General features: G+C 59.8%; 17 protein-coding genes. 9 read left to right on the forward strand and 8 right to left on the reverse strand.

All coding sequences use genetic code 11. The annotated features are described in order from the left end of the window. Window positions 1-7: 7 nt before the first annotated feature. On the reverse strand, window positions 8-478 hold the full coding sequence (locus ACEN9A_RS24540) for a nuclear transport factor 2 family protein (protein WP_258671095.1): 471 nt from the start codon (window positions 476-478) through the stop codon (window positions 8-10). A gap of 102 nt (window positions 479-580) precedes the next feature. After that, window positions 581-1,213: a response regulator gene (locus ACEN9A_RS24545; RefSeq protein WP_026345668.1), complete on the reverse strand. Its 633-nt coding sequence runs from the start codon at window positions 1,211-1,213 to the stop codon at window positions 581-583. 353 nt (window positions 1,214-1,566) lie between these two features. Here ACEN9A_RS24545 and ACEN9A_RS24550 point away from each other — a divergent pair, with 353 nt between their 5' ends. The 7 genes from ACEN9A_RS24550 to ACEN9A_RS24580 all read left to right on the forward strand — a co-directional run bounded on the left by ACEN9A_RS24550 (window position 1,567) and on the right by ACEN9A_RS24580 (window position 8,855). Then, window positions 1,567-2,196 carry a DUF1120 domain-containing protein gene (locus ACEN9A_RS24550; RefSeq protein WP_258671096.1) on the forward strand — a complete coding sequence of 210 codons (630 nt, stop codon included), beginning with the start codon at window positions 1,567-1,569 and terminating at the stop codon, window positions 2,194-2,196. Between the two features lie 66 nt (window positions 2,197-2,262). Continuing rightward, entirely contained in the window at window positions 2,263-2,883 is a 621-nt protein-coding gene (locus ACEN9A_RS24555) for a DUF1120 domain-containing protein (protein WP_026345667.1), read from the forward strand. A gap of 49 nt (window positions 2,884-2,932) precedes the next feature. Next, window positions 2,933-3,649, forward strand: coding sequence for a fimbria/pilus chaperone family protein (locus ACEN9A_RS24560; protein WP_258671097.1), 717 nt, complete (start codon window positions 2,933-2,935; stop codon window positions 3,647-3,649). 117 nt (window positions 3,650-3,766) lie between these two features. After that, window positions 3,767-6,232 (forward strand): fimbria/pilus outer membrane usher protein, encoded by a 2,466-nt coding sequence (locus ACEN9A_RS24565; protein ID WP_258671098.1) that lies wholly within the window; start codon window positions 3,767-3,769, stop codon window positions 6,230-6,232. Between the two features lie 10 nt (window positions 6,233-6,242). Then, window positions 6,243-7,385, forward strand: coding sequence for a DUF1120 domain-containing protein (locus ACEN9A_RS24570; protein ID WP_258671099.1), 1,143 nt, complete (start codon window positions 6,243-6,245; stop codon window positions 7,383-7,385). 82 nt (window positions 7,386-7,467) lie between these two features. After that, window positions 7,468-8,061, forward strand: coding sequence for a DUF1120 domain-containing protein (locus ACEN9A_RS24575; protein WP_413387501.1), 594 nt, complete (start codon window positions 7,468-7,470; stop codon window positions 8,059-8,061). Between the two features lie 143 nt (window positions 8,062-8,204). After that, window positions 8,205-8,855, forward strand: coding sequence for a DUF1120 domain-containing protein (locus ACEN9A_RS24580; RefSeq protein WP_258671101.1), 651 nt, complete (start codon window positions 8,205-8,207; stop codon window positions 8,853-8,855). Here ACEN9A_RS24580 and ACEN9A_RS24585 read toward each other — a convergent pair whose 3' ends face one another. From ACEN9A_RS24585 to ACEN9A_RS24610, 6 genes are all read right to left on the reverse strand, one after another. Then, window positions 8,856-10,172, reverse strand: coding sequence for a CynX/NimT family MFS transporter (locus ACEN9A_RS24585; protein WP_258671102.1), 1,317 nt, complete (start codon window positions 10,170-10,172; stop codon window positions 8,856-8,858). Further along, window positions 10,162-10,821 carry a FadR/GntR family transcriptional regulator gene (locus tag ACEN9A_RS24590; RefSeq protein WP_258671103.1) on the reverse strand — a complete coding sequence of 220 codons (660 nt, stop codon included), beginning with the start codon at window positions 10,819-10,821 and terminating at the stop codon, window positions 10,162-10,164. The genes ACEN9A_RS24585 and ACEN9A_RS24590 overlap by 11 nt, the downstream gene beginning before the upstream one ends. A 152-nt stretch (window positions 10,822-10,973) precedes the next feature. Further along, entirely contained in the window at window positions 10,974-11,738 is a 765-nt protein-coding gene (locus ACEN9A_RS24595) for an amino acid ABC transporter ATP-binding protein (protein ID WP_007936266.1), read from the reverse strand. An 11-nt stretch (window positions 11,739-11,749) separates the two neighbouring features. After that, complete coding sequence (locus tag ACEN9A_RS24600) at window positions 11,750-12,847, reverse strand: amino acid ABC transporter permease (protein ID WP_018927108.1); 1,098 nt, start codon at window positions 12,845-12,847, stop codon at window positions 11,750-11,752. A 10-nt stretch (window positions 12,848-12,857) separates the two neighbouring features. Further along, entirely contained in the window at window positions 12,858-14,039 is a 1,182-nt protein-coding gene (locus ACEN9A_RS24605) for an amino acid ABC transporter permease (RefSeq protein ID WP_018927109.1), read from the reverse strand. A gap of 65 nt (window positions 14,040-14,104) precedes the next feature. Further along, window positions 14,105-15,136, reverse strand: a complete 1,032-nt coding sequence (locus tag ACEN9A_RS24610) for an amino acid ABC transporter substrate-binding protein (protein ID WP_019647733.1) — start codon at window positions 15,134-15,136, stop codon at window positions 14,105-14,107. A gap of 469 nt (window positions 15,137-15,605) precedes the next feature. On the opposite strand from ACEN9A_RS24610, the gene ACEN9A_RS24615 reads away from it, so the two are divergent. Both ACEN9A_RS24615 and rhlB read left to right on the forward strand, forming a co-directional pair. Further along, window positions 15,606-16,262, forward strand: coding sequence for an alpha/beta hydrolase (locus ACEN9A_RS24615; protein ID WP_258671104.1), 657 nt, complete (start codon window positions 15,606-15,608; stop codon window positions 16,260-16,262). Window positions 16,263-16,347: 85 nt separating this feature from the next. Continuing rightward, window positions 16,348-17,835 carry an ATP-dependent RNA helicase RhlB gene (gene rhlB, locus ACEN9A_RS24620; protein WP_018927112.1) on the forward strand — a complete coding sequence of 496 codons (1,488 nt, stop codon included), beginning with the start codon at window positions 16,348-16,350 and terminating at the stop codon, window positions 17,833-17,835. The last annotated feature ends 114 nt before the right edge of the window (window positions 17,836-17,949 follow it).

Raw genomic sequence — 17,949 nt, forward strand, 5'->3', positions numbered from 1 at the left:
GATCTTATCAGCGACTGGCCTGGAATGCCTTCAGGCCCTTCAAGGCCTGAGCACGCACGGCGTTTCTCACCACTGGCGTCCAGCCCAACAGCAGCCCTTTGAAACCCAGCGCCTGACGCGACCAGCGCCACAGATCAAAACTGTCGTGGTGCTCGCAGATCTTGCCGTCGCGAAACACGAAACGCGCCTGAATGTCATTGACCACGATATTGCCGGTCTGGCTGAACAGGTACGTCGCCACCCAATGGGCGCCGCCGGTGCGCTCATCGCTGCGTACGTTATCGAAGGTCAGGGAGAAGTCCTTGGCGCGGGTAGTGAGCATGCGCCACATATCGCCGGCATCGCGCCCGCGCAGTTCGCCGAACGCCGGATCACTGAACACCACGTCGTCGGTATAGCAGGCGCTCATGGCCTCGGAATCCAGCCGCTGAAAAGCCTGGTAGAAGCGGGTGATCAAGGCGTCGTGGGCATCACTCATGGACAGTCTCCGGAGAATAGGCAGATTGCCAGCACGATAATCTGCAAACAGACGAAACACCATCAGCATTCGTGACGGGAATACCCTGATGTGCGCCGAAGCCTAATGCGCCATGCCGTTGTCACGAGCATAAGCAAAGAGATCCACATCCGTGGAAATGCCCAGCCTTTGCATGGCCATACTTTTTTGTTTGCTGATCGTTGAAACGCTGCGTTTGAAGTAGCTGGCGATTTCACTGACGGTCATGCCGCTGGCGAGCATTCTCACCACTTCATGTTCTTTGGCCGACAGCGAAGGGGAATGCGACTGAGCAGTGGTGTCTGCCTGAGCGAGCGCCGTACGCAAGGACTCGCTGATGAAACGCCGCCCTTCGCTCACCGATTTGATCGCCAGGGGAAGCTCCGTCGCTGAGGCATCCTTGGCAACGATCGCCATCACGCCTTGAGCGAACGCCACTCTCAGCGTCGCAACGTTGGCAAACATCGTGACCAGAATAATCGGTGTCGAAGCGTAGTGACGTCGAACCGTGCTCAGCATCTTCAATCCATCGGCCTGTTGGTTGCCCGGCATGGAAAAGTCCGTGATCAACAGATCGCAAGGCGTGGTTGAGAGAAGGCTCAACAGGCTGTCCGGACCATCGGCCTCACCCACGACCACACATGTGCGGCTTAGATCGATGAGCATCCGCAATCCAATGCGGACAACAGGATGGTCGTCAGCAATAATTACGCGCATTGTCGGATTTATCCTGTTTGGCGACTGGAATACGCGAAAAATAACGCCGTCCTATTCCAACCACAACGACCAATCCCGACCGCATAACCACCTGCCCCAACGTATCCGGGACTCTGTCCTTTCTCTGATAAAACAAAAGGAACCGCCCTACGTTTTAAAGCTACGTAGCTCACACCAAAAGACTACAGACAACACTTCAGAAAATGAGATCTGTAGCCCTCCATGAACTTTCATACACGCGGCCACCCTTTTTCGTATTAGTTGCATTCCGCCCGGCTACCCCGATCGATAGATTGCGCCCTGTCCGCACAGGGCAACTCCCCAACAATCTTTCATCAAAGAAGAACCGACACATGAACAAGAATGTATCCCTCCTCGCGGCTGCTTTGCTGCTCACCGGCGCATCGTCCGTTATTGCCGCCTCCAGCACGGACCTGACCGTGAAGGGTCTGATCACGCCGAATGCATGCACACCCGTATTGGCCGGGGGCGGCATCGCCGATCACGGCAAGTTTTCCGTACAAGACCTCCATCCCGACAAAACCACTTACTTGTCTGAAATCATCATGCAAATGACAGTGAGCTGCGATGCCGCGACGCCGTTTGCCATCAACCCGATTGATAACCGTGCAGGCACAGGCACTTCGGGTGCTTACTTTGGCCTGGGACTGATCAACACCAACGAAAAGCTGGGCCACTTTCGCGTTGTTCCGCGCAATGTGATGGCGGACGCCACCCACGCTCAAGCCATTCTCTCCACTGATGGCGGCGAGACCTGGCTGAAGGAAGGGTCCACAGCATTCTGGGGGGTCAATAACATCTGGAGTGTCGGAGCCCTGGGGCCCGTCATTGCGCCAATCGCGATGAAGGACCTGAGCCTTGATCTCTATGTGCGTACCGGCATCGCCCCCACCAACAGCCTGACCCTCACTGACGAAGTCACACTCGATGGCTCCGCAACGCTCCAGATCAAGTACCTGTAACCCTCCCTCGTCAACGGGCAACACCTGGTACACGGCGCTGCCCGCTCACTCAAAGGACGACCCATCATGGACAGATGCTCCCTTGCTCTATTGACTCCTCTGGTAATCGCCTGCGCCCCCGTGGCCTTAGCCGCCAGCAGTGCCGACCTGCGCGTCACCGGCCTGATCACACCCAGCGCCTGCACACCCAGCCTGTCCGGCGGCGGCATTGTCGACCACGGCAAAGTCACAGTGAAAGATTTAAAGCCGGACCAGCCCACAGCCCTGAAAAGGGGCACGTTGTACCTGGAGGTGAATTGCGATGCCACCACGCCGTTTACCCTGACCACGATCGACAACCGCGAAGGTTCTTCCGCCATCCACCCCAATAGTCACGGGCTAGGCGTCGTCAACGACGACCAGAATCTGGGCAGTGTCGCTTTCGGCCTGTTCGATACGGTGGCCGATGGGGTTGCGGTGAAAACCATCATCTCCCGCAACGGCGGTGCCTCCTGGCGAGTGTCCTCCTACCTGGGGCACGCCGGCCTGACTGCGTTCGCGGCATTGACCGACCTGAGCACACCCATCGCCATCAAGGATTTGCGCGCGCGGCTCACGGCGTTTACCACCATCGTTCGCGCGAACGACCTGACGCTGACCGACGAAATCCCCATCGACGGGCATGTCACCGTGCAGCTGAACTATTGATCTGCCGGGGCTCCAGCTCCTTTTTTTCGAACATTCAACGAGACACGTCATGACGATGTTTTCCAGTGTCACCCGTCATCTGTTCCATTCCGGCATCGGTGCATTCGCCCTGTTGCTGAGCGCACTGGCTCAGGCCGACGGCATGGTGCCGAACACTTCTGTGGTCATCGTCAACGAGGCCGACGGCGAAGCGTCCGTGTCGGTGACCAACACCGATGCCAACCTGGCGTTGATGCACGTCACCCTCGAAGACATTGCCGAGGACAGCGAATCGCTGGTGTTCGTGACGCCACCGCTGGCGCGTGTCGAAGCGGGCAAAACCCAATTGGTGCGGTTCATTCTGCAATCGGAAAAACCCCTGCTCACCCAGCGTTTGAAACGGGTGATCTTTGAAGGCATCCCCCAAGGCAAAGCCCCCGCCGAGGCGGGGCAGGCACGGGTCGGCGTGACGGTGCGCCAGAACTTGCCGGTGATCCTGCACCCCAAGGGCCTGGCGCCCAATCGCACGCCGTGGACCGACCTGCAATGGTCGCTCAAAGACGGTCAATTGACCGTGCGCAACGACACGCCTTACGTGGTCCGTCTGGGCCAGGAAGTGCAATTGCTGCCGGCGGCGGGCAACGCGATGTTGCCGAAAACCTACGTGCTACCCGGTGAGCACATCAGCATCAAGGTACCCGAAGGCGCCGCCACGCAGGTGCGTTTTCAACCGGCGACGGTCTACGGCTTTGCGGTGCCGCATTACGAGGCGCCTATCCAGTCCTGAACCACCCTGACGGCGTCATTCAGGAACGATGAGCGCCAATGTTTCAAGGCGACGGCCGTCTGGCCGTTGCCACAGGAGTGCCTGTAACCGCACGCCGCAATAACCCAAGTGAACCTGATGACCACAGTATCGATTTACCGTGATGGCGAAGCCGTGCCCGTGATTCGGGTCGGCGCTCGCCCTCATCCATGGCGGCGAACCACGGTGGCGTTGCTACTGAGCAACGCGCTGATGATGCTCGACGCCCACGCAGAGGTGTCGTTGCCGGCGTCGTTCGACAAGGACACGTTGCTGCAGCGAGGCATTGATCCGGCGCTGGCGACGTTGCTGATGCAGGCACCGCGGTTCACGGCCGGCCAGCACCCGGTCACGCTCAGCGTCAACGGCCAGCGCCAGGGCCGGGTCAACGTCACGTTCGATCACGAAGGAGCGTTGTGCTTCGATCGCGCACTGCTCGATGCGGCGAACCTGAAGGTACCCGTTCTTACGCTGGAGGATGGCCAGTGCCACGATTTTCTTGGCACCGCGCCGCAGACCGCCATCGAACCGGACCCCGCGAGCCTTGCCCTGTCGTTGATCGTGCCCAACGATGCGATACGCCCCATTGCCCGGGATTTTTCCGGCTACCAGACCGGTGGTATTGCCGGCTTGCTCAACTACGATGTCACCGGTTTGCACAGTCGTTCAGGCGACAATTCGAGCCGCTACGCCTCGGCCAACACCGAACTCGGATTCAATGCCGGTGACTGGATCGTGCGCAGCCGTCAGGTACAGACCTGGCAGGACGACATCTCCCGCATAACGCACATTGCGGCCTACGCCCAGCGCACCTTCGCCCGTCAGGAAGCGGTGCTGCAGGCGGGTCAGATCAACCTCTACAACCCGGTGCTTGCCGGTGCGCAGATCACCGGCGTGCAAGTGCTGAACGAGCAAGCACTGCAGGTCGAAGGGCAAAGCGCGGTCATCGAAGGAATTGCCAACAGTCAGGCACAGGTCGAGGTCCGCCAGAACGGTTCGCTGATCCATTCCACGGTGGTGCCCGCCGGCCCGTTCGCGCTCACCAACGTGCGGCGGCTCAACACGCGCTCCGACGTTGAGGTCACGATCAAGGAGGCCGATGGCAGCGAGCGCAGCTTTACCGTTCCCGCCGCGATGCTGGGGGTCACTTTGCCAGCGCCCGGTTACTCGTTCGGTGCCGGCCAGGTGCGCAGTGTCGGTGACGCGCAGGGTGGCGATCCCTGGGTGATCAGCGGCGGCTGGAGCGGTGCGCTCACCCAGCAAGTGTTGGTGAGTGCCGGTCTGACCGGCGCCGCCGACTATCGAGCGACGGGCGCCAGCGTCGGCCTGTTGCCCTCACCCGCCACCCAGGTGCAAGCCACACTGACCGGCGCAGACACTGGTGGCAAACAAGCCAGTCAGGGACTTCAGTCTGACCTGAGCCTCTCGCACCGGTTGAGCGAGCAGTGGGCGCTCAATGCCGGCAGCTCTTATCGAACTCTGGGCTACCGGGAACTGGAAGAGGCGGTGTTCGCCACTTCTTCCGACAACAGCAAGTCCCGTTACCGCGATCAGCAAAGCGCGGCCCTGTCGTGGTCGCATCCATGGCTCGGCGCCTTCAGCAGCGGCTTCAGTCGGTCCAGCTCGTTCGATGGCCAAAGCAGCAGCCGCGCCCTCGCCTCCTGGGGGACCAGCCTCGGCGGTGTGTCGGTCTCGGCGACCGCCGAATGGCAGGTCAGTGGCGCGAACCGCAACGATGACAGCGTTTACCTGAACCTCAGCATTCCATTGGGCGAGAACCGACGGGCGCGCACCTGGGTGCGCAGTTCCGCCGGCGAATACCGCAGCGGCGTCGGCCTGAGTGAACAAATCAACGATCAACTGGCATACAGGGTCGGCGTCGAACACGACACGCGCGACAAACAGGTGCAGTCCACGGCCGGCGTTTCGCTGCTGCCGCGCTACACCCAACTGGACCTCAACTACACCCGCGCCGACGCCGAACGCTCCAGCTATCAGGCCAGCGCCCGTGGCGGCGCCGTGCTCCACGGCGGTGGCTTGACGCTGTCGCCGTACCCGGTGAGCGACACCTTTGCGCTGCTATCGGTGGGCGACATGGGTTCCATCAAAGTGTCGACGCCCAGCGGTCCGGTGTGGACCGACTGGCAAGGTCAGGCGGTGATCCCGCAGGTGGCGGCATACGGCAACAGCCCGGTGGAAGTCGACACCAAAACCTTGCCGCGCAACGCCGACATTCACAACGGGTTGGCGGTGATTTCGGCCGGTCGCGGTGCGGTCGACAACGTTGAATTCAGCGTCACGGTGACCCGTCGAGCCTTGCTCAAGGCTACCACCGCCAACGGCGCGCCCCTGCCGCGTGGTGCCGCCGTGAACACCGAGGATGGCCAGTTCGTGACCCTGGTGCAGGACGGTGGATTGGTGTTTCTGCCCAACGTACTCGACCGCCGCGCGCTGTGGATCACCGCACCGGGGCTGGAGCGCTGCGAGCTGCGCTTCAAACTGCCCGCCGACGCGGACACCCACGCGTACTACGAAACCGCCCCCGCCAAGTGCCGAGCCCTCTGAGGATGACTTTATGAACCTGTCGCGCTATCTGCTTTTGACCCTCGCGCCACTGGCACTGAGCGGATTCACGCCACTGGCCTCGGCGTCCACTGACGACTGCCAGTTCAACCTGAGCCAGCTGGTGCTCGATTACGGGTTGATGAACCGGGCGATCCGCCCCGATGCCGCACCGGAACGACACCTCGGCGAGCGCCAGCTCAGCCTGACGTTGAGCTGTTCGCAGCCCATCGACATGAGCCTGTTTTACCGGGCCATGGCCGCGACCGCCGACCGCTTTCACTTTGCCGAACGCGGCAGCTATCAGCTGCGTATTCGAGACGCCGTGCTCGACGGCCAATCGGTGGAGATCGGATTGATTGCCGGGACCAGTCAGCCGCCGGCCGTAACGGCATCGAACCTGATCTGGCGACCGGAGCACGGGGTCGTGCCGGTGCGGGCCGGTGTGCCGGTACAGGGCCGCAGTTTCTCGGCGCAACTTGAGTTGACCGCCTGGGTTCAAGAGCAAGGGATGCAGGTGCGTGACGCTGTGACCTGGGAAGCCTTCGGGGTGTTCGACGCCATCGGCGCAGGACGCACCCGCGAGGCGACCTTGCGCGCCCGCTTCGCCCCGGCGGCCTGTGAGCCGGTGCTGTCCAACGGTGGTGTGGTCGACTTCGGCACACTGTCGAAAAAAAACCTCAACGCAGACAAGAACACACGCCTGCCACCCAAATCGTTGACGTTGATGGTCGGCTGCGACGCGCCGGCGTCCTTCGCCTTGATCATGCATGACAACCGCGCCGGCTCGGCGACAGTCGACAGCGAGATTGACTACGGGCTGGGCAAGGACAGCCGCGGCAACAAGATTGGCCAGTACTCACTGAATGTGAATCCGGCCGACGCCAATGCCGACGGCTTCGCCCGCCTCTATCGAACTGACTCCTCCACCGCCGGCACAGCCTGGAGCATCGGCAGCGCCCACCCGATCCCCATAGGCCAGACCCGTTACCTGGCGTTCACCGACAGCGCCGGCAGCAGCGTCGGCCCGGCGCTGATCCAGAACCTCAGCACCACGGTGACCGTCGACGCCGTTATCGCCCCCACCAACAACCTCGACCTGAGCACCGCCATCGAGCTCGATGGCGCGGGGACGATCGAGATTATTTACCTGTAATACCCAACCCGATCCTGCTGGATCCGGGGTGCACTTGAGCGGTTCGGGGCAGTCAGGACACAACCTTAGAAGTGAGTAAACAATGATTAAAAAGTACTTTGCAGCACTTTCCGCCACCGCGTTGATCGGCGTTGCGCCTTATGCAATGGCGGCTTCGAGCACTGACCTGACTGTCACAGGTATCATCACGCCGAAAGCTTGTGCACCTTCGCTGTCCGACGGAGGAATGGTCGACGTCGGCAAGGTACAGGCAACAGACCTCCTTCCAACCCAGTACACGAGAGTAGGCAGTCATCCGATGCAATTGACGGTCGCGTGTGATGCGTCAACTCTGTTTGCACTTAACGGTATAGATAATAAAGCCGGAACATCATCGTCCAACCAGTATTTCGGATTGGGTTTGACCAGCAATAACGAAAAAATAGGCTATTTCACGCCATCGATCCAAAGCGCTCTTGCGGACGGACAACCTGTGCACTCGATCAGATCAATTGATAACGGCGCGAGTTGGACGCGCTTCTATCAGATCCTTAAGGATAACCTCACATCGACAAGCGCTGTCGGCACTCTCATTCCAATCTCCGTGAAAGACCTCACCATGGAACTGACGATTTACACCTTCATTGCCCGGGCCGACAGCCTCACCTTAGCCGACGATGTCGCTATCGACGGTTAAGCAACATTTGAAATGAAGTACCTGTAAGCCGTGCACCTTGCCCGAGGTCATGCTTCGGGCAAGAACCGATTCCGCTCACCATAAACAGCGCAACGGTGATGCGGTACCGGCACACGGCAAACCCACGAAAAGGATTTTCATGAATGAACAAATACTTCGCAGCCCTCTCCGCAATCCTACTAATCGACACCCCACCCCACGCTCTCGCAACATCTGCGGTTGACCTCACCGTCAAAGGCACCATCACCCCACTCGCTTGCACGCCGATGCTGTCCAACAGCGGTCTCGTCGACTACGGAAAAATCTCCCGGCAGGACCTCAGCGTCGACAAACGCACGCGACTGCGAGACCAGACGCTCGACCTCATCATTCAGTGCAACGCGCCCGCGCGTTTTGCCCTGCTGATGCACGACAACCGCGACGGCTCGGCCATCGTCAACAGTGAGATTTACTACGGCCTGAACCACGACCGCAGCCACAATAAAATCGGCTTGTATTCGCTCAACTTCGATCCGGCCAGCACCGTGGTCGACGACCTGACGCAGGTCTATCGAACCGACTCCACCACGGGCGGCAAAGCCTGGAGTTCGTCGAACAGCCAGGTCATTCCGATTGGCGCCAAAAGCTATCTTGGCTTTACCGACAGCGCAGGCAGCAGCGCCGGCCCGATTGCCATCCGCACTCTGACCAGTCGTGTGACAGTCGAAACGGTCATCGCGCCGACCTCCGAGCTGGACCTGAGCACCGAAGTGCAACTCGACGGTTCAGCGACGCTGGACGTTGTTTACCTATAGTCAGACCTTTTCGCTGACCACCTGAACGTATAGCGAACGTCCAGCACCGAGGCCGGCGATGATCGCGCCGAGGCCGATGACACCGAAGATCCAGCCCAGCGCTGTCCAGCCGCCGGTCCAGTCATGCACCACACCGACCGCGAACGGGCCCATGGAGGCCAGGGTGTAGCCGAAGCCCTGGGCCATGCTCGACAGGTTGGCTGCGACATGAGCATCCCGCGAGCGCAGCACGATCAGGGTCAATGCCAGGCTGAACGTAGCGCCCTGCCCCAACCCCAGCAGGATTGCCCAGCCCCACAGGCCGTCGATCGGCGCATAAAGGCAACCGAACAAGCCGCCGAGGGTCATTGCCATGACGATCACAATCGCCAGCCGCTGATCCTTGCCACGGGTCGCCAGCCACGGCGCCGCCAGCGAGCTGATCAACTGGACAATCACCGAACCCGACAGCACCAGACCGGCCTGGGTTGGCGTCAAACCGCGACCGATCAGAATCGACGGTAGCCAACCGAATACGATGTAGGCCAGAGACGATTGCAGGCCCATGTACAAGGTCACTTGCCAGGCCAGCGGATCGCGCAACAGGCCTCGGACCCGATAGGCAACGTGGTGCGCGCCGTGTTTCTGACCGACTTGCGGCAACCAGAACATGGCCGCGACCAAGGCCGGAACCACCCAGAAGCCGAGGCCCAGGGCCCAGCTGTTGTCGAAGTGTTCGCTCAACGGCACTGTCGCGCCAGCCGCCATGGCCGCGCCCAGGCACAGCGCCATGGTGTAGACGCCGGTCATGGTGCCGGCCTGTTTCGGGAAGTCGCGCTTGACGATGCCGGGCAGCAGCACGCCGATCACCCCGATGCTGGCGCCGGCCAGCACGCTGCCGGCGAACAGGCCGACCTCGCCGAACGAGCTGCGCAAAATGATCCCGCCAGCCAGCATCAGGAGAATCCCCAATACCACCCGCTCGGCACCAAAACGTCGCGCCAGCACCGGCGCCAACGGCGCGAACAGACCGAGGCAAAGTACCGGCAAGGTGGTCAGCAAACCGGCCTGGGCAGCCGATAGCCCCAGTGTTTTCGAGACCTCGCTGAGCATCGGCGCCATGCTCGACAGCGCCGGACGCAGGTTCAGCGCCACCAGAATCAGGCCTAGCAGCAACAGCCACGGTCGCCGCAGGAGTGGGTGACTTTGCTGAACCTCTGCATCATCGGCCTCGGCGTCGATCAACAGCTCTTCGAGCTCCGCCGTACGCTTGAGCTCAGTGATGCGGCTGTGGCTGGCCTGCTGACTGGACATCGGGTTCTCGGTTTCAAGGTTCATTGATCAACTGTCTCGTCAGGGCTTTGGCCCGCTCCGGATCACGTTGTTCGACGGCATCGAGCAGTTCGATATGCAGGTCGAACACCGCCTGGCGTCGGGGGGTGATGTTCAGGGTCTGACGCAACTGTGCGCCGACGATGCTGGAGAAGTAGCGATACAGCTCACTGAGAGTCGGGTTGTGCGCCGCGTCTACCAGACGACGGTGAAACACCAGGTCGCAGGCGATGTAGGTGTCGAGATCGCCGTGGTAGTGACTGCCGCTGACGCCCAGCGCCTCGCGCAACGCCACCAGGTCTTCTTCAGTACGGCGTAACGCAGCCAGACCGATGGCTTCGACTTCCAGAATGTGCCGGGTTTCCCGAGCCTGCTCCTGAGAGCAGCGGGACAGCGCCTTCATCGTATCCAAAGGATCGACTACCGCCCGCAGATAACTACCGTCGCCCTGGCGGATCTCGATCAACCCGGAAAACGCCAACACGCGCATGGCTTCGCGCACGGTGTTGCGACTGATGCCCAGCTCAGTCGCCAATTCCGGCTCGGTGGGCAAACGCTGGCCGACCGTCCAGACACCTTGATTAATGCGCAGGCGCAACTGGTCCAGGGCCTGATCAACCAAGGATCGTTTAATTAATGGAGAAATATCTGACATAGATTCGCCCTTTCATCCAATCATAGGATGAATTTTCTGACATGTTAGTCAGCTTCGTCCGGGGCGACAACCCTTCTACAGAGGCGGGGACAAATCGAGGGCAAAAATAAACCCGGAACCATGTCCGGGTTTATTTCACTGCCTGGCGTCGATCAATGCAGAATCTGACTCAGGAACAGCTTCGTACGCTCGTTCTGCGGGTTGTCAAAGAAGTCGTTCGGCGCGGCCTGTTCGACGATTTCACCCTTGTCCATGAAGATCACGCGGTTGGCCACGGTACGGGCGAAGCCCATTTCGTGGGTCACGCAGAGCATGGTCATGCCGTCTTCGGCCAGGCCGATCATGGTGTCCAGAACCTCTTTCACCATCTCCGGGTCGAGTGCCGACGTCGGTTCGTCGAACAGCATGATTTTCGGTTTCATGCACAGGGCACGGGCAATCGCCACGCGCTGTTGCTGACCACCGGACAGTTGCCCCGGGTATTTATGCGCCTGCTCTGGAATGCGTACGCGTTCCAGGTAATGCATGGCGATTTCTTCGGCCTTGCGCTTGGGCATCTTGCGTACCCACATCGGCGCCAGGGTGCAGTTCTGCAGGATGGTCAGGTGCGGGAACAGGTTGAAGTGCTGGAACACCATGCCGACTTCACGACGGATCGCTTCGATCTGCTTGAGGTCGTTGGTCAGTTCCACGCCATCGACCACGATACGGCCCTGCTGGTGTTCTTCCAGGCGATTGAGGCAACGGATGGTGGTGGATTTGCCGGAACCCGACGGACCGCACAGCACGATACGCTCGCCCTGCTTGACGTTCAGATTGATGTCTTTCAACACGTGGAACTGGCCGTACCACTTGTTTACGCCCTGCATCTGAATAATGCCTTGAGGACTCACAGGCTGTTTGATCGCTTCACTCATAAACTACGCTCCTAACGCTTGTGGCCAGTGTCCAGCTTGCGTTCCAAATGCATGGAATAGCGGGACATACCAAAACAGAAAATCCAGAACACCAGGGCCGCGAACACATAGCCTTCAGTGGCCATGCCCAGCCATTTCGGGTCGGCGGCGGCTTGCTTGACGCTGTTGAGCAAGTCGAACAGGCCGATGATGATCACCAGGCTCGTGTCCTTGAACAGCGCAATGAAGGTGTTGACGATGCCAGGAATTACCAGCTTCAGGGCTTGCGGCAAAATCACCAGGCCCATGCTGCGCCAGTAACCGAGGCCCATCGCCGCAGCCGCTTCGTACTGACCTTTAGGGATCGCTTGCAGACCGCCACGCACCACCTCGGCGATGTACGCCGACTGGAACAGGATCACGCCGATCAACGCCCGCAGCAATTTGTCGAAGTTCATGCCTTCGGGCAGGAACAACGGCAACATCACCGACGACATGAACAGCACCGTGATCAACGGCACACCGCGCCAGAACTCGATGAAGGTCACGCAGACCACCCGAATCGCCGGCATGTTCGAACGACGGCCCAGGGCCAGCACGATACCCAGCGGCAGTGCGCCGACGATACCGACGGTAGCGATCACCAGGGTCAGCATCAGGCCGCCCCACTGGCTGGTCGCCACCTGGCTCAGACCGAATACGCCACCGTGCAGCAGGAGGTAGGCAATGATCGGATAGAGCACCAGAAAGCTCAGGCCGTAGATTGCCTTGTGCGGAACACGTGCAATGAACAACGGCGCTACGCCAATCACCGCCAACCACACGGTCAGGTCCACGCGCCAGCGCAAGTCCACCGGGTAGTAGCCATACATGAACTGGCCGAAGCGCTGCTCAATGAACACCCAGCAGGCGCCGGCCTTGGTGCAATCGGCGCGGGTGGTGCCGACCCAATTGGCGTCGAGGATCGCCCAGCTCACGAGAGGCGGAACTATCAGGTAAATCAGATAGAACGCGAACAGCGTCAGCAGGGTGTTGATCCAGCTGGAAAACATGTGCGCCCGCATCCACGCCACGACACCGATGCTGCTGCTCGGTGGAGGCATGTCGGGTTTGAAAGTATGAGTCGTCATGCGCTCTTCCTTACCGCTCGATCAGCGCAATGCGCTTGTTGTACCAGTTCATCAGCAGGGAAATGCTGATACTGATCGCCAGGTACACGCTCATGGTGATGGCAATGACTTCGATCGCCTGTCCGGTCTGGTTCAGCACCGTACCGGCAAACAACGACACCATCTCCGGATAACCGATACCGGCCGCCAGCGAGGAGTTTTTCGCCAGGTTCAGGTATTGGCTGGTCAGCGGCGGAATGATCACGCGCAGGGCTTGCGGGATGATCACCTTGCGCAGGGTCGGACCGTTGCGCAGCCCCAGCGAGTGAGCCGCTTCGGTCTGGCCGTGGCTGACCGACTTGATGCCCGAACGCACGATTTCGGCGATGAACGCCGCGGTGTACACCGTCAGGGCCAGGGTCAGTGCCAGCAGTTCAGGGATCAGCACCCAGCCGCCTACAAAGTTGAAACCTTGCAACTGTGGCATTTCCCAATGCAGCGGCGCGCCGAAGATCAATGCGCACAACGCAGGGATCACCAGGAACATCGCCAGGCCTACCCAGAATTTGTGGAACGGTACGCCGGTCTCTTCGAAACGCTTGTTGGCCCAGCGGCACATCAGCACGATCGCGACAATGGCCACGACGATACTCGCCACAAACGGCCAGAAACCGTTCGCTATCAACGCTGCCGGCATGTTCAGGCCGCGGCTGCTGACGAAGAAGGTGTCGCCGAAGTTATGGCTATTGCGCGGCCCTGGCATGGTGAGGAACACCGCGAAGTACCAGAACAAGATTTGCAGCAACGGCGGAATGTTACGGAAGACCTCGACATAAACCGTCGCCATCTTGGCAATGATCCAGTTCTTCGACAGCCGTGCCACACCGACGATGAAACCGAGGATCGTCGCCAGGATCACGCCGATGAACGTCACCAGCAAGGTGTTGAGCAGGCCGATGACAAACACCCGGGCATAACTGTCCGATTCGGTGTAGTCGATCAGGTGCTGAGCGATGCCGAAACCGGCGCTGCGCTCAAGAAAACTAAAACCGGAGGTAATGCCCCGGTGTTGCAGGTTGGTTTGAGTGTTGTCGAACAGGTACCAACCCATCCCGACCACGGCGAGAACCGTAATGATCTGAAACAGCCACGCACGCACTCGCGGATCGCTGAGGCTGAACCTCTGCTTTGGTGCGCCGATTGAATTTTGCATGAAGTGCCCCGGAAATAATGGAACAGAACATCACCCGGTGGTTGGCCCACCGGGTGATAGAACCATCAGCGCACTGGTGGTGCGTATTGAATGCCGCCGTTGGTCCACAGGGCGTTCAAGCCACGGTCGATTTCCAGCGGAGTGCCCTTGCCGAGGTTTTTCTCAAAGACTTCGCCGTAGTTACCGACTTGCTTGACGATTTTCACCACCCAGTCTTTCGGCAGCTTCAGATCCTTGCCGTACTCACCGTCGGCGCCCAGCAGACGAGCAACGTCCGGGTTCTTGGTCGACTTGGCTTCTGCCTCGACGTTTTTCGAAGAGATACCGGCCTCTTCGGCGTTGAGCATCGCGTAGCCAACCCAACGAACGATTGCCAGCCACTCATCGTCGCCGTTACGCACGACCGGCCCCAAAGGCTCTTTGGAGATGGTTTCAGGCAGCACGATGTAATCTTTCGGCGAGGCCAGTTTGCTGCGCTGTGCATACAACTGGGACTTGTCGGAGGTCAGCACGTCGCAACGACCGGATTCCAGCGACTTGGCGCTTTCATCGGAAGTGTCGAAGGTGATCGGGGTGTACTTCAGGCCGTTGGCGCGGAAGTAGTCGGACACGTTCAGCTCGGTGGTGGTACCGGCTTGAATACAGATGGTCGCGCCGTCCAGCTCCTTGGCACTTTTCACGCCCAGCTTGCTGTTGGCCAGGAAGCCTACGCCGTCGTAATAGGTAATGAAGCCAGGAAACTTCAGGCCCATGCCCGCGTCACGGGAACTGGTCATGGTGGAGTTGCGCGACAGCATGTCGATTTCGCCGGATTGCAGAGCAGTGAAACGCTCCTTGGCATTCAACTGGCTGAATTTGACCTTGGTCGCATCACCAAACACTGCAGCAGCGACAGCACGGCAGAAGTCAGCATCGATGCCAACGATCTTGCCGGTAGAGTCCGGAACCGAGAAACCCGGCAAACCATCGCTCACACCGCACTGTACAAAACCTTTCTTCTGCACTGCATCCAGGGTTGCACCCGCCTGAGCGAACCCACTGACACCGAGCACTGCAGCTGCAGTCACGATGGCCAGGGTGGATTTCAACATCTTCATTCAAACCTCCAGTTTTGCTCTTGTTGTGTCGGAGCTTGAGCCCTGTCGCACCCTTTTGAGGCGTTGCTGACCCTTGTTGGCTTTTTTTAGGGTCAACCGACGTAAGGACCGTCGCTATGAGTCTAGTAGGAGAAAATCCACATTATGGACAACTCACTTCTCACCAATCGGCCGAACGGGCTGTAGCCCTTTCACGTTCGCGAAGCCCGTAGCGGCCACTGGCGAACATCCATCACCGGATTCTTTGCTATCCCACGACCAGCCATACACTGATAGTGTTACCGCCAGGCATGAGATTGGTTGCACAGGGTTCCCCATAGCAAAGCTCGTACCAGACCGCTCACTAAAGCGATTCAGCGACAGGTCAATAGCAAAACTTTCAACCTTGCGACATCTTCTTAACTGATAAACCGGTTGCGCACTCGAACCTCGCACACAATGAGAGCGCACGCACAACAATGGAGCAGACATGACCGAGCCCCTGATTCTTCAACCCGTCAAGCCCGCAGACGCCTGCGTAATCTGGCTGCACGGGCTGGGTGCCGACCGCTACGATTTTTTGCCGGTAGCTGAAGCGCTACAGGAAAACCTGCTCACTACCCGTTTCGTTTTGCCCCAGGCCCCGACTCGCGCCGTCACCATTAATGGTGGCTACGAGATGCCAAGCTGGTACGACATATTGGCCATGAGCCCGGCACGCGCCATCAGCCGCGAGCAGTTGGAGGAGTCCGCGCAACGGGTCGTGGATTTGATTGAAGTGCAGAAGGCCAGCGGAATAGACGCCTCGCGGATCTTTCTCGCCGGTTTTTCCCAGGGCGGCGCCGTGGTTTTGCACACAGCCTTCCTGAAATGGCAGGGAGCGCTGGGCGGCGTGCTTGCGCTCTCGACTTATGCCCCGACATTCAGCGATGAACTGGAGCTTTCCGCTAGCCAGCAGCGCATTCCCGTGCTGTCGTTGCATGGTCAGTATGATGACGTCGTGCAAAACTCCATGGGCCGGACCGCCTACGAGTATTTAAAGCAGCATGGTGTCACCGTGACATGGCAGGAATACCCAATGGGCCACGAAGTGTTACCCGAAGAAATTCGCGACATCGGCGTCTGGCTCGCCGAGCGTTTGCGCTAAAAGCTACCCTTTGATCCATCGCACTACGCCGCGCCCGATTCTTGCATTACACTGGCCGGCGTACATTCCTTAACCAATTGATGAGATGACCGTGCTCAAAGCACTCAAGAAAATGTTCGGTAAAAGCGAGGCTGAGCAGCTCGCGCCAGGCTCCAGCGCTCCTTCTCATACCCCCAGCCACCGTACCGACGGTAATCAGCCTGGCCGGACCGCAACCGTAGCGGCACCGAAACACGAGCCGGTGACCACACCGACCGCCCCCTCTGCTCCGGCCATTGCCTCTGAACAGCCGCGCAGCGAAGCCCCGAAACCGGCAAAACCACGCCGCGAACCGAAGCCAAAGGCGCCGGTCATCCCCTGGAAACTCGAAGACTTCGTCGTCGAACCCCAGGAAGGCAAAACCCGCTTCCACGATTTCAAACTCGCCCCCGAGCTGATGCACGCCATTCAGGACCTGGGCTTTCCCTATTGCACGCCGATCCAGGCACAGGTGCTTGGCTTCACCCTCGCGGGCAAAGACGCCATCGGTCGTGCCCAGACCGGTACCGGCAAGACCGCCGCGTTCCTGATTTCGATCATCACGCAGCTGCTGCAAACCCCGCCGCCCAAAGAACGCTACATGGGTGAACCGCGAGCACTGATCATCGCCCCGACCCGGGAACTGGTAGTGCAAATCGCCAAGGACGCGGCCGACCTGACCAAGTACACCGGCCTCAACGTCATGACGTTTGTCGGCGGCATGGACTTCGACAAGCAGCTCAAGCACCTCGAAGCCCGTCACTGCGACATCCTCGTGGCCACTCCGGGCCGCTTGCTCGACTTCAACCAGCGCGGCGACGTGCACCTGGACATGGTCGAAGTCATGGTGCTGGACGAAGCCGACCGGATGCTCGACATGGGTTTCATCCCGCAAGTGCGTCAGATCATTCGCCAGACTCCACCGAAGAACGAGCGTCAGACGCTGCTGTTCTCCGCAACCTTCACCGACGACGTGATGAACCTGGCCAAGCAATGGACCACCGACCCGTCGATCGTCGAGATCGAAGCGCAGAACGTGGCCAGCGAAAACGTCGAGCAACACATCTACGCGGTGGCCGGCGCCGACAAATACAAACTGCTCTATAACCTGGTCAACGATAACGGCTGGGAACGGGTGATGGTCTTCGCCAACCGCAAGGACGAAGTGCGGCGCATCGAAGAACGCCTGGTGCGCGATGGCGTCAACGCGGCGCAACTGTCTGGCGATGTGCCGCAGCACAAGCGCATCAAGACCCTGGAAGGTTTCCGCGAAGGCAAGATCCGCGTGCTGGTCGCCACCGATGTGGCCGGTCGCGGCATTCACATCGACGGCATCAGCCACGTGATCAACTTCACCCTGCCGGAAGTCCCGGACGACTACGTGCATCGCATCGGTCGTACCGGTCGTGCCGGCGCCGATGGCGTGTCCATCAGCTTTGCCGGTGAAGACGATTCCTACCAGCTACCGTCCATCGAGGCGCTGCTGGGTCGCAAGATCAGTTGTGAAACGCCACCGACGCATCTGCTGCGGGCGGTTGAGCGCAAGCGCCCGTAACGCGGGCCGCAGAATAAAAGGCGCAGCCGGAAACGGACTGCGCTTTTTTTTCGTCCGGTTTTTTCAACAGGAGCTTGCTCGAGACAACTAAAAGTCCATAATGGACAAATTAGT

This window comes from Pseudomonas sp. Pseusp18 (genome assembly GCF_059506005.1).

Bases quoted from the DNA above. Each gene is read 5' to 3' on its own strand.
- ACEN9A_RS24545 (WP_026345668.1), bottom strand. From the start codon at position 1,213: ATGCGCGTAATTATTGCTGACGACCATCCTGTTGTCCGCATTGGATTG.
- rhlB (WP_018927112.1), top strand. From the start codon at position 16,348: ATGACCGTGCTCAAAGCACTCAAGAAAATGTTCGGTAAAAGCGAGGCT.
- ACEN9A_RS24540 (WP_258671095.1), bottom strand. From the start codon at position 478: ATGAGTGATGCCCACGACGCCTTGATCACCCGCTTCTACCAGGCTTTT.
- ACEN9A_RS24600 (WP_018927108.1), bottom strand. From the start codon at position 12,847: ATGACGACTCATACTTTCAAACCCGACATGCCTCCACCGAGCAGCAGC.
- ACEN9A_RS24585 (WP_258671102.1), bottom strand. From the start codon at position 10,172: ATGAACCTTGAAACCGAGAACCCGATGTCCAGTCAGCAGGCCAGCCAC.
- ACEN9A_RS24575 (WP_413387501.1), top strand. From the start codon at position 7,468: ATGATTAAAAAGTACTTTGCAGCACTTTCCGCCACCGCGTTGATCGGC.
- ACEN9A_RS24555 (WP_026345667.1), top strand. From the start codon at position 2,263: ATGGACAGATGCTCCCTTGCTCTATTGACTCCTCTGGTAATCGCCTGC.
- ACEN9A_RS24550 (WP_258671096.1), top strand. From the start codon at position 1,567: ATGAACAAGAATGTATCCCTCCTCGCGGCTGCTTTGCTGCTCACCGGC.
- ACEN9A_RS24590 (WP_258671103.1), bottom strand. From the start codon at position 10,821: ATGTCAGATATTTCTCCATTAATTAAACGATCCTTGGTTGATCAGGCC.
- ACEN9A_RS24560 (WP_258671097.1), top strand. From the start codon at position 2,933: ATGACGATGTTTTCCAGTGTCACCCGTCATCTGTTCCATTCCGGCATC.
- ACEN9A_RS24605 (WP_018927109.1), bottom strand. From the start codon at position 14,039: ATGCAAAATTCAATCGGCGCACCAAAGCAGAGGTTCAGCCTCAGCGAT.
- ACEN9A_RS24580 (WP_258671101.1), top strand. From the start codon at position 8,205: ATGAACAAATACTTCGCAGCCCTCTCCGCAATCCTACTAATCGACACC.
- ACEN9A_RS24565 (WP_258671098.1), top strand. From the start codon at position 3,767: ATGACCACAGTATCGATTTACCGTGATGGCGAAGCCGTGCCCGTGATT.
- ACEN9A_RS24595 (WP_007936266.1), bottom strand. From the start codon at position 11,738: ATGAGTGAAGCGATCAAACAGCCTGTGAGTCCTCAAGGCATTATTCAG.
- ACEN9A_RS24610 (WP_019647733.1), bottom strand. From the start codon at position 15,136: ATGAAGATGTTGAAATCCACCCTGGCCATCGTGACTGCAGCTGCAGTG.
- ACEN9A_RS24615 (WP_258671104.1), top strand. From the start codon at position 15,606: ATGACCGAGCCCCTGATTCTTCAACCCGTCAAGCCCGCAGACGCCTGC.
- ACEN9A_RS24570 (WP_258671099.1), top strand. From the start codon at position 6,243: ATGAACCTGTCGCGCTATCTGCTTTTGACCCTCGCGCCACTGGCACTG.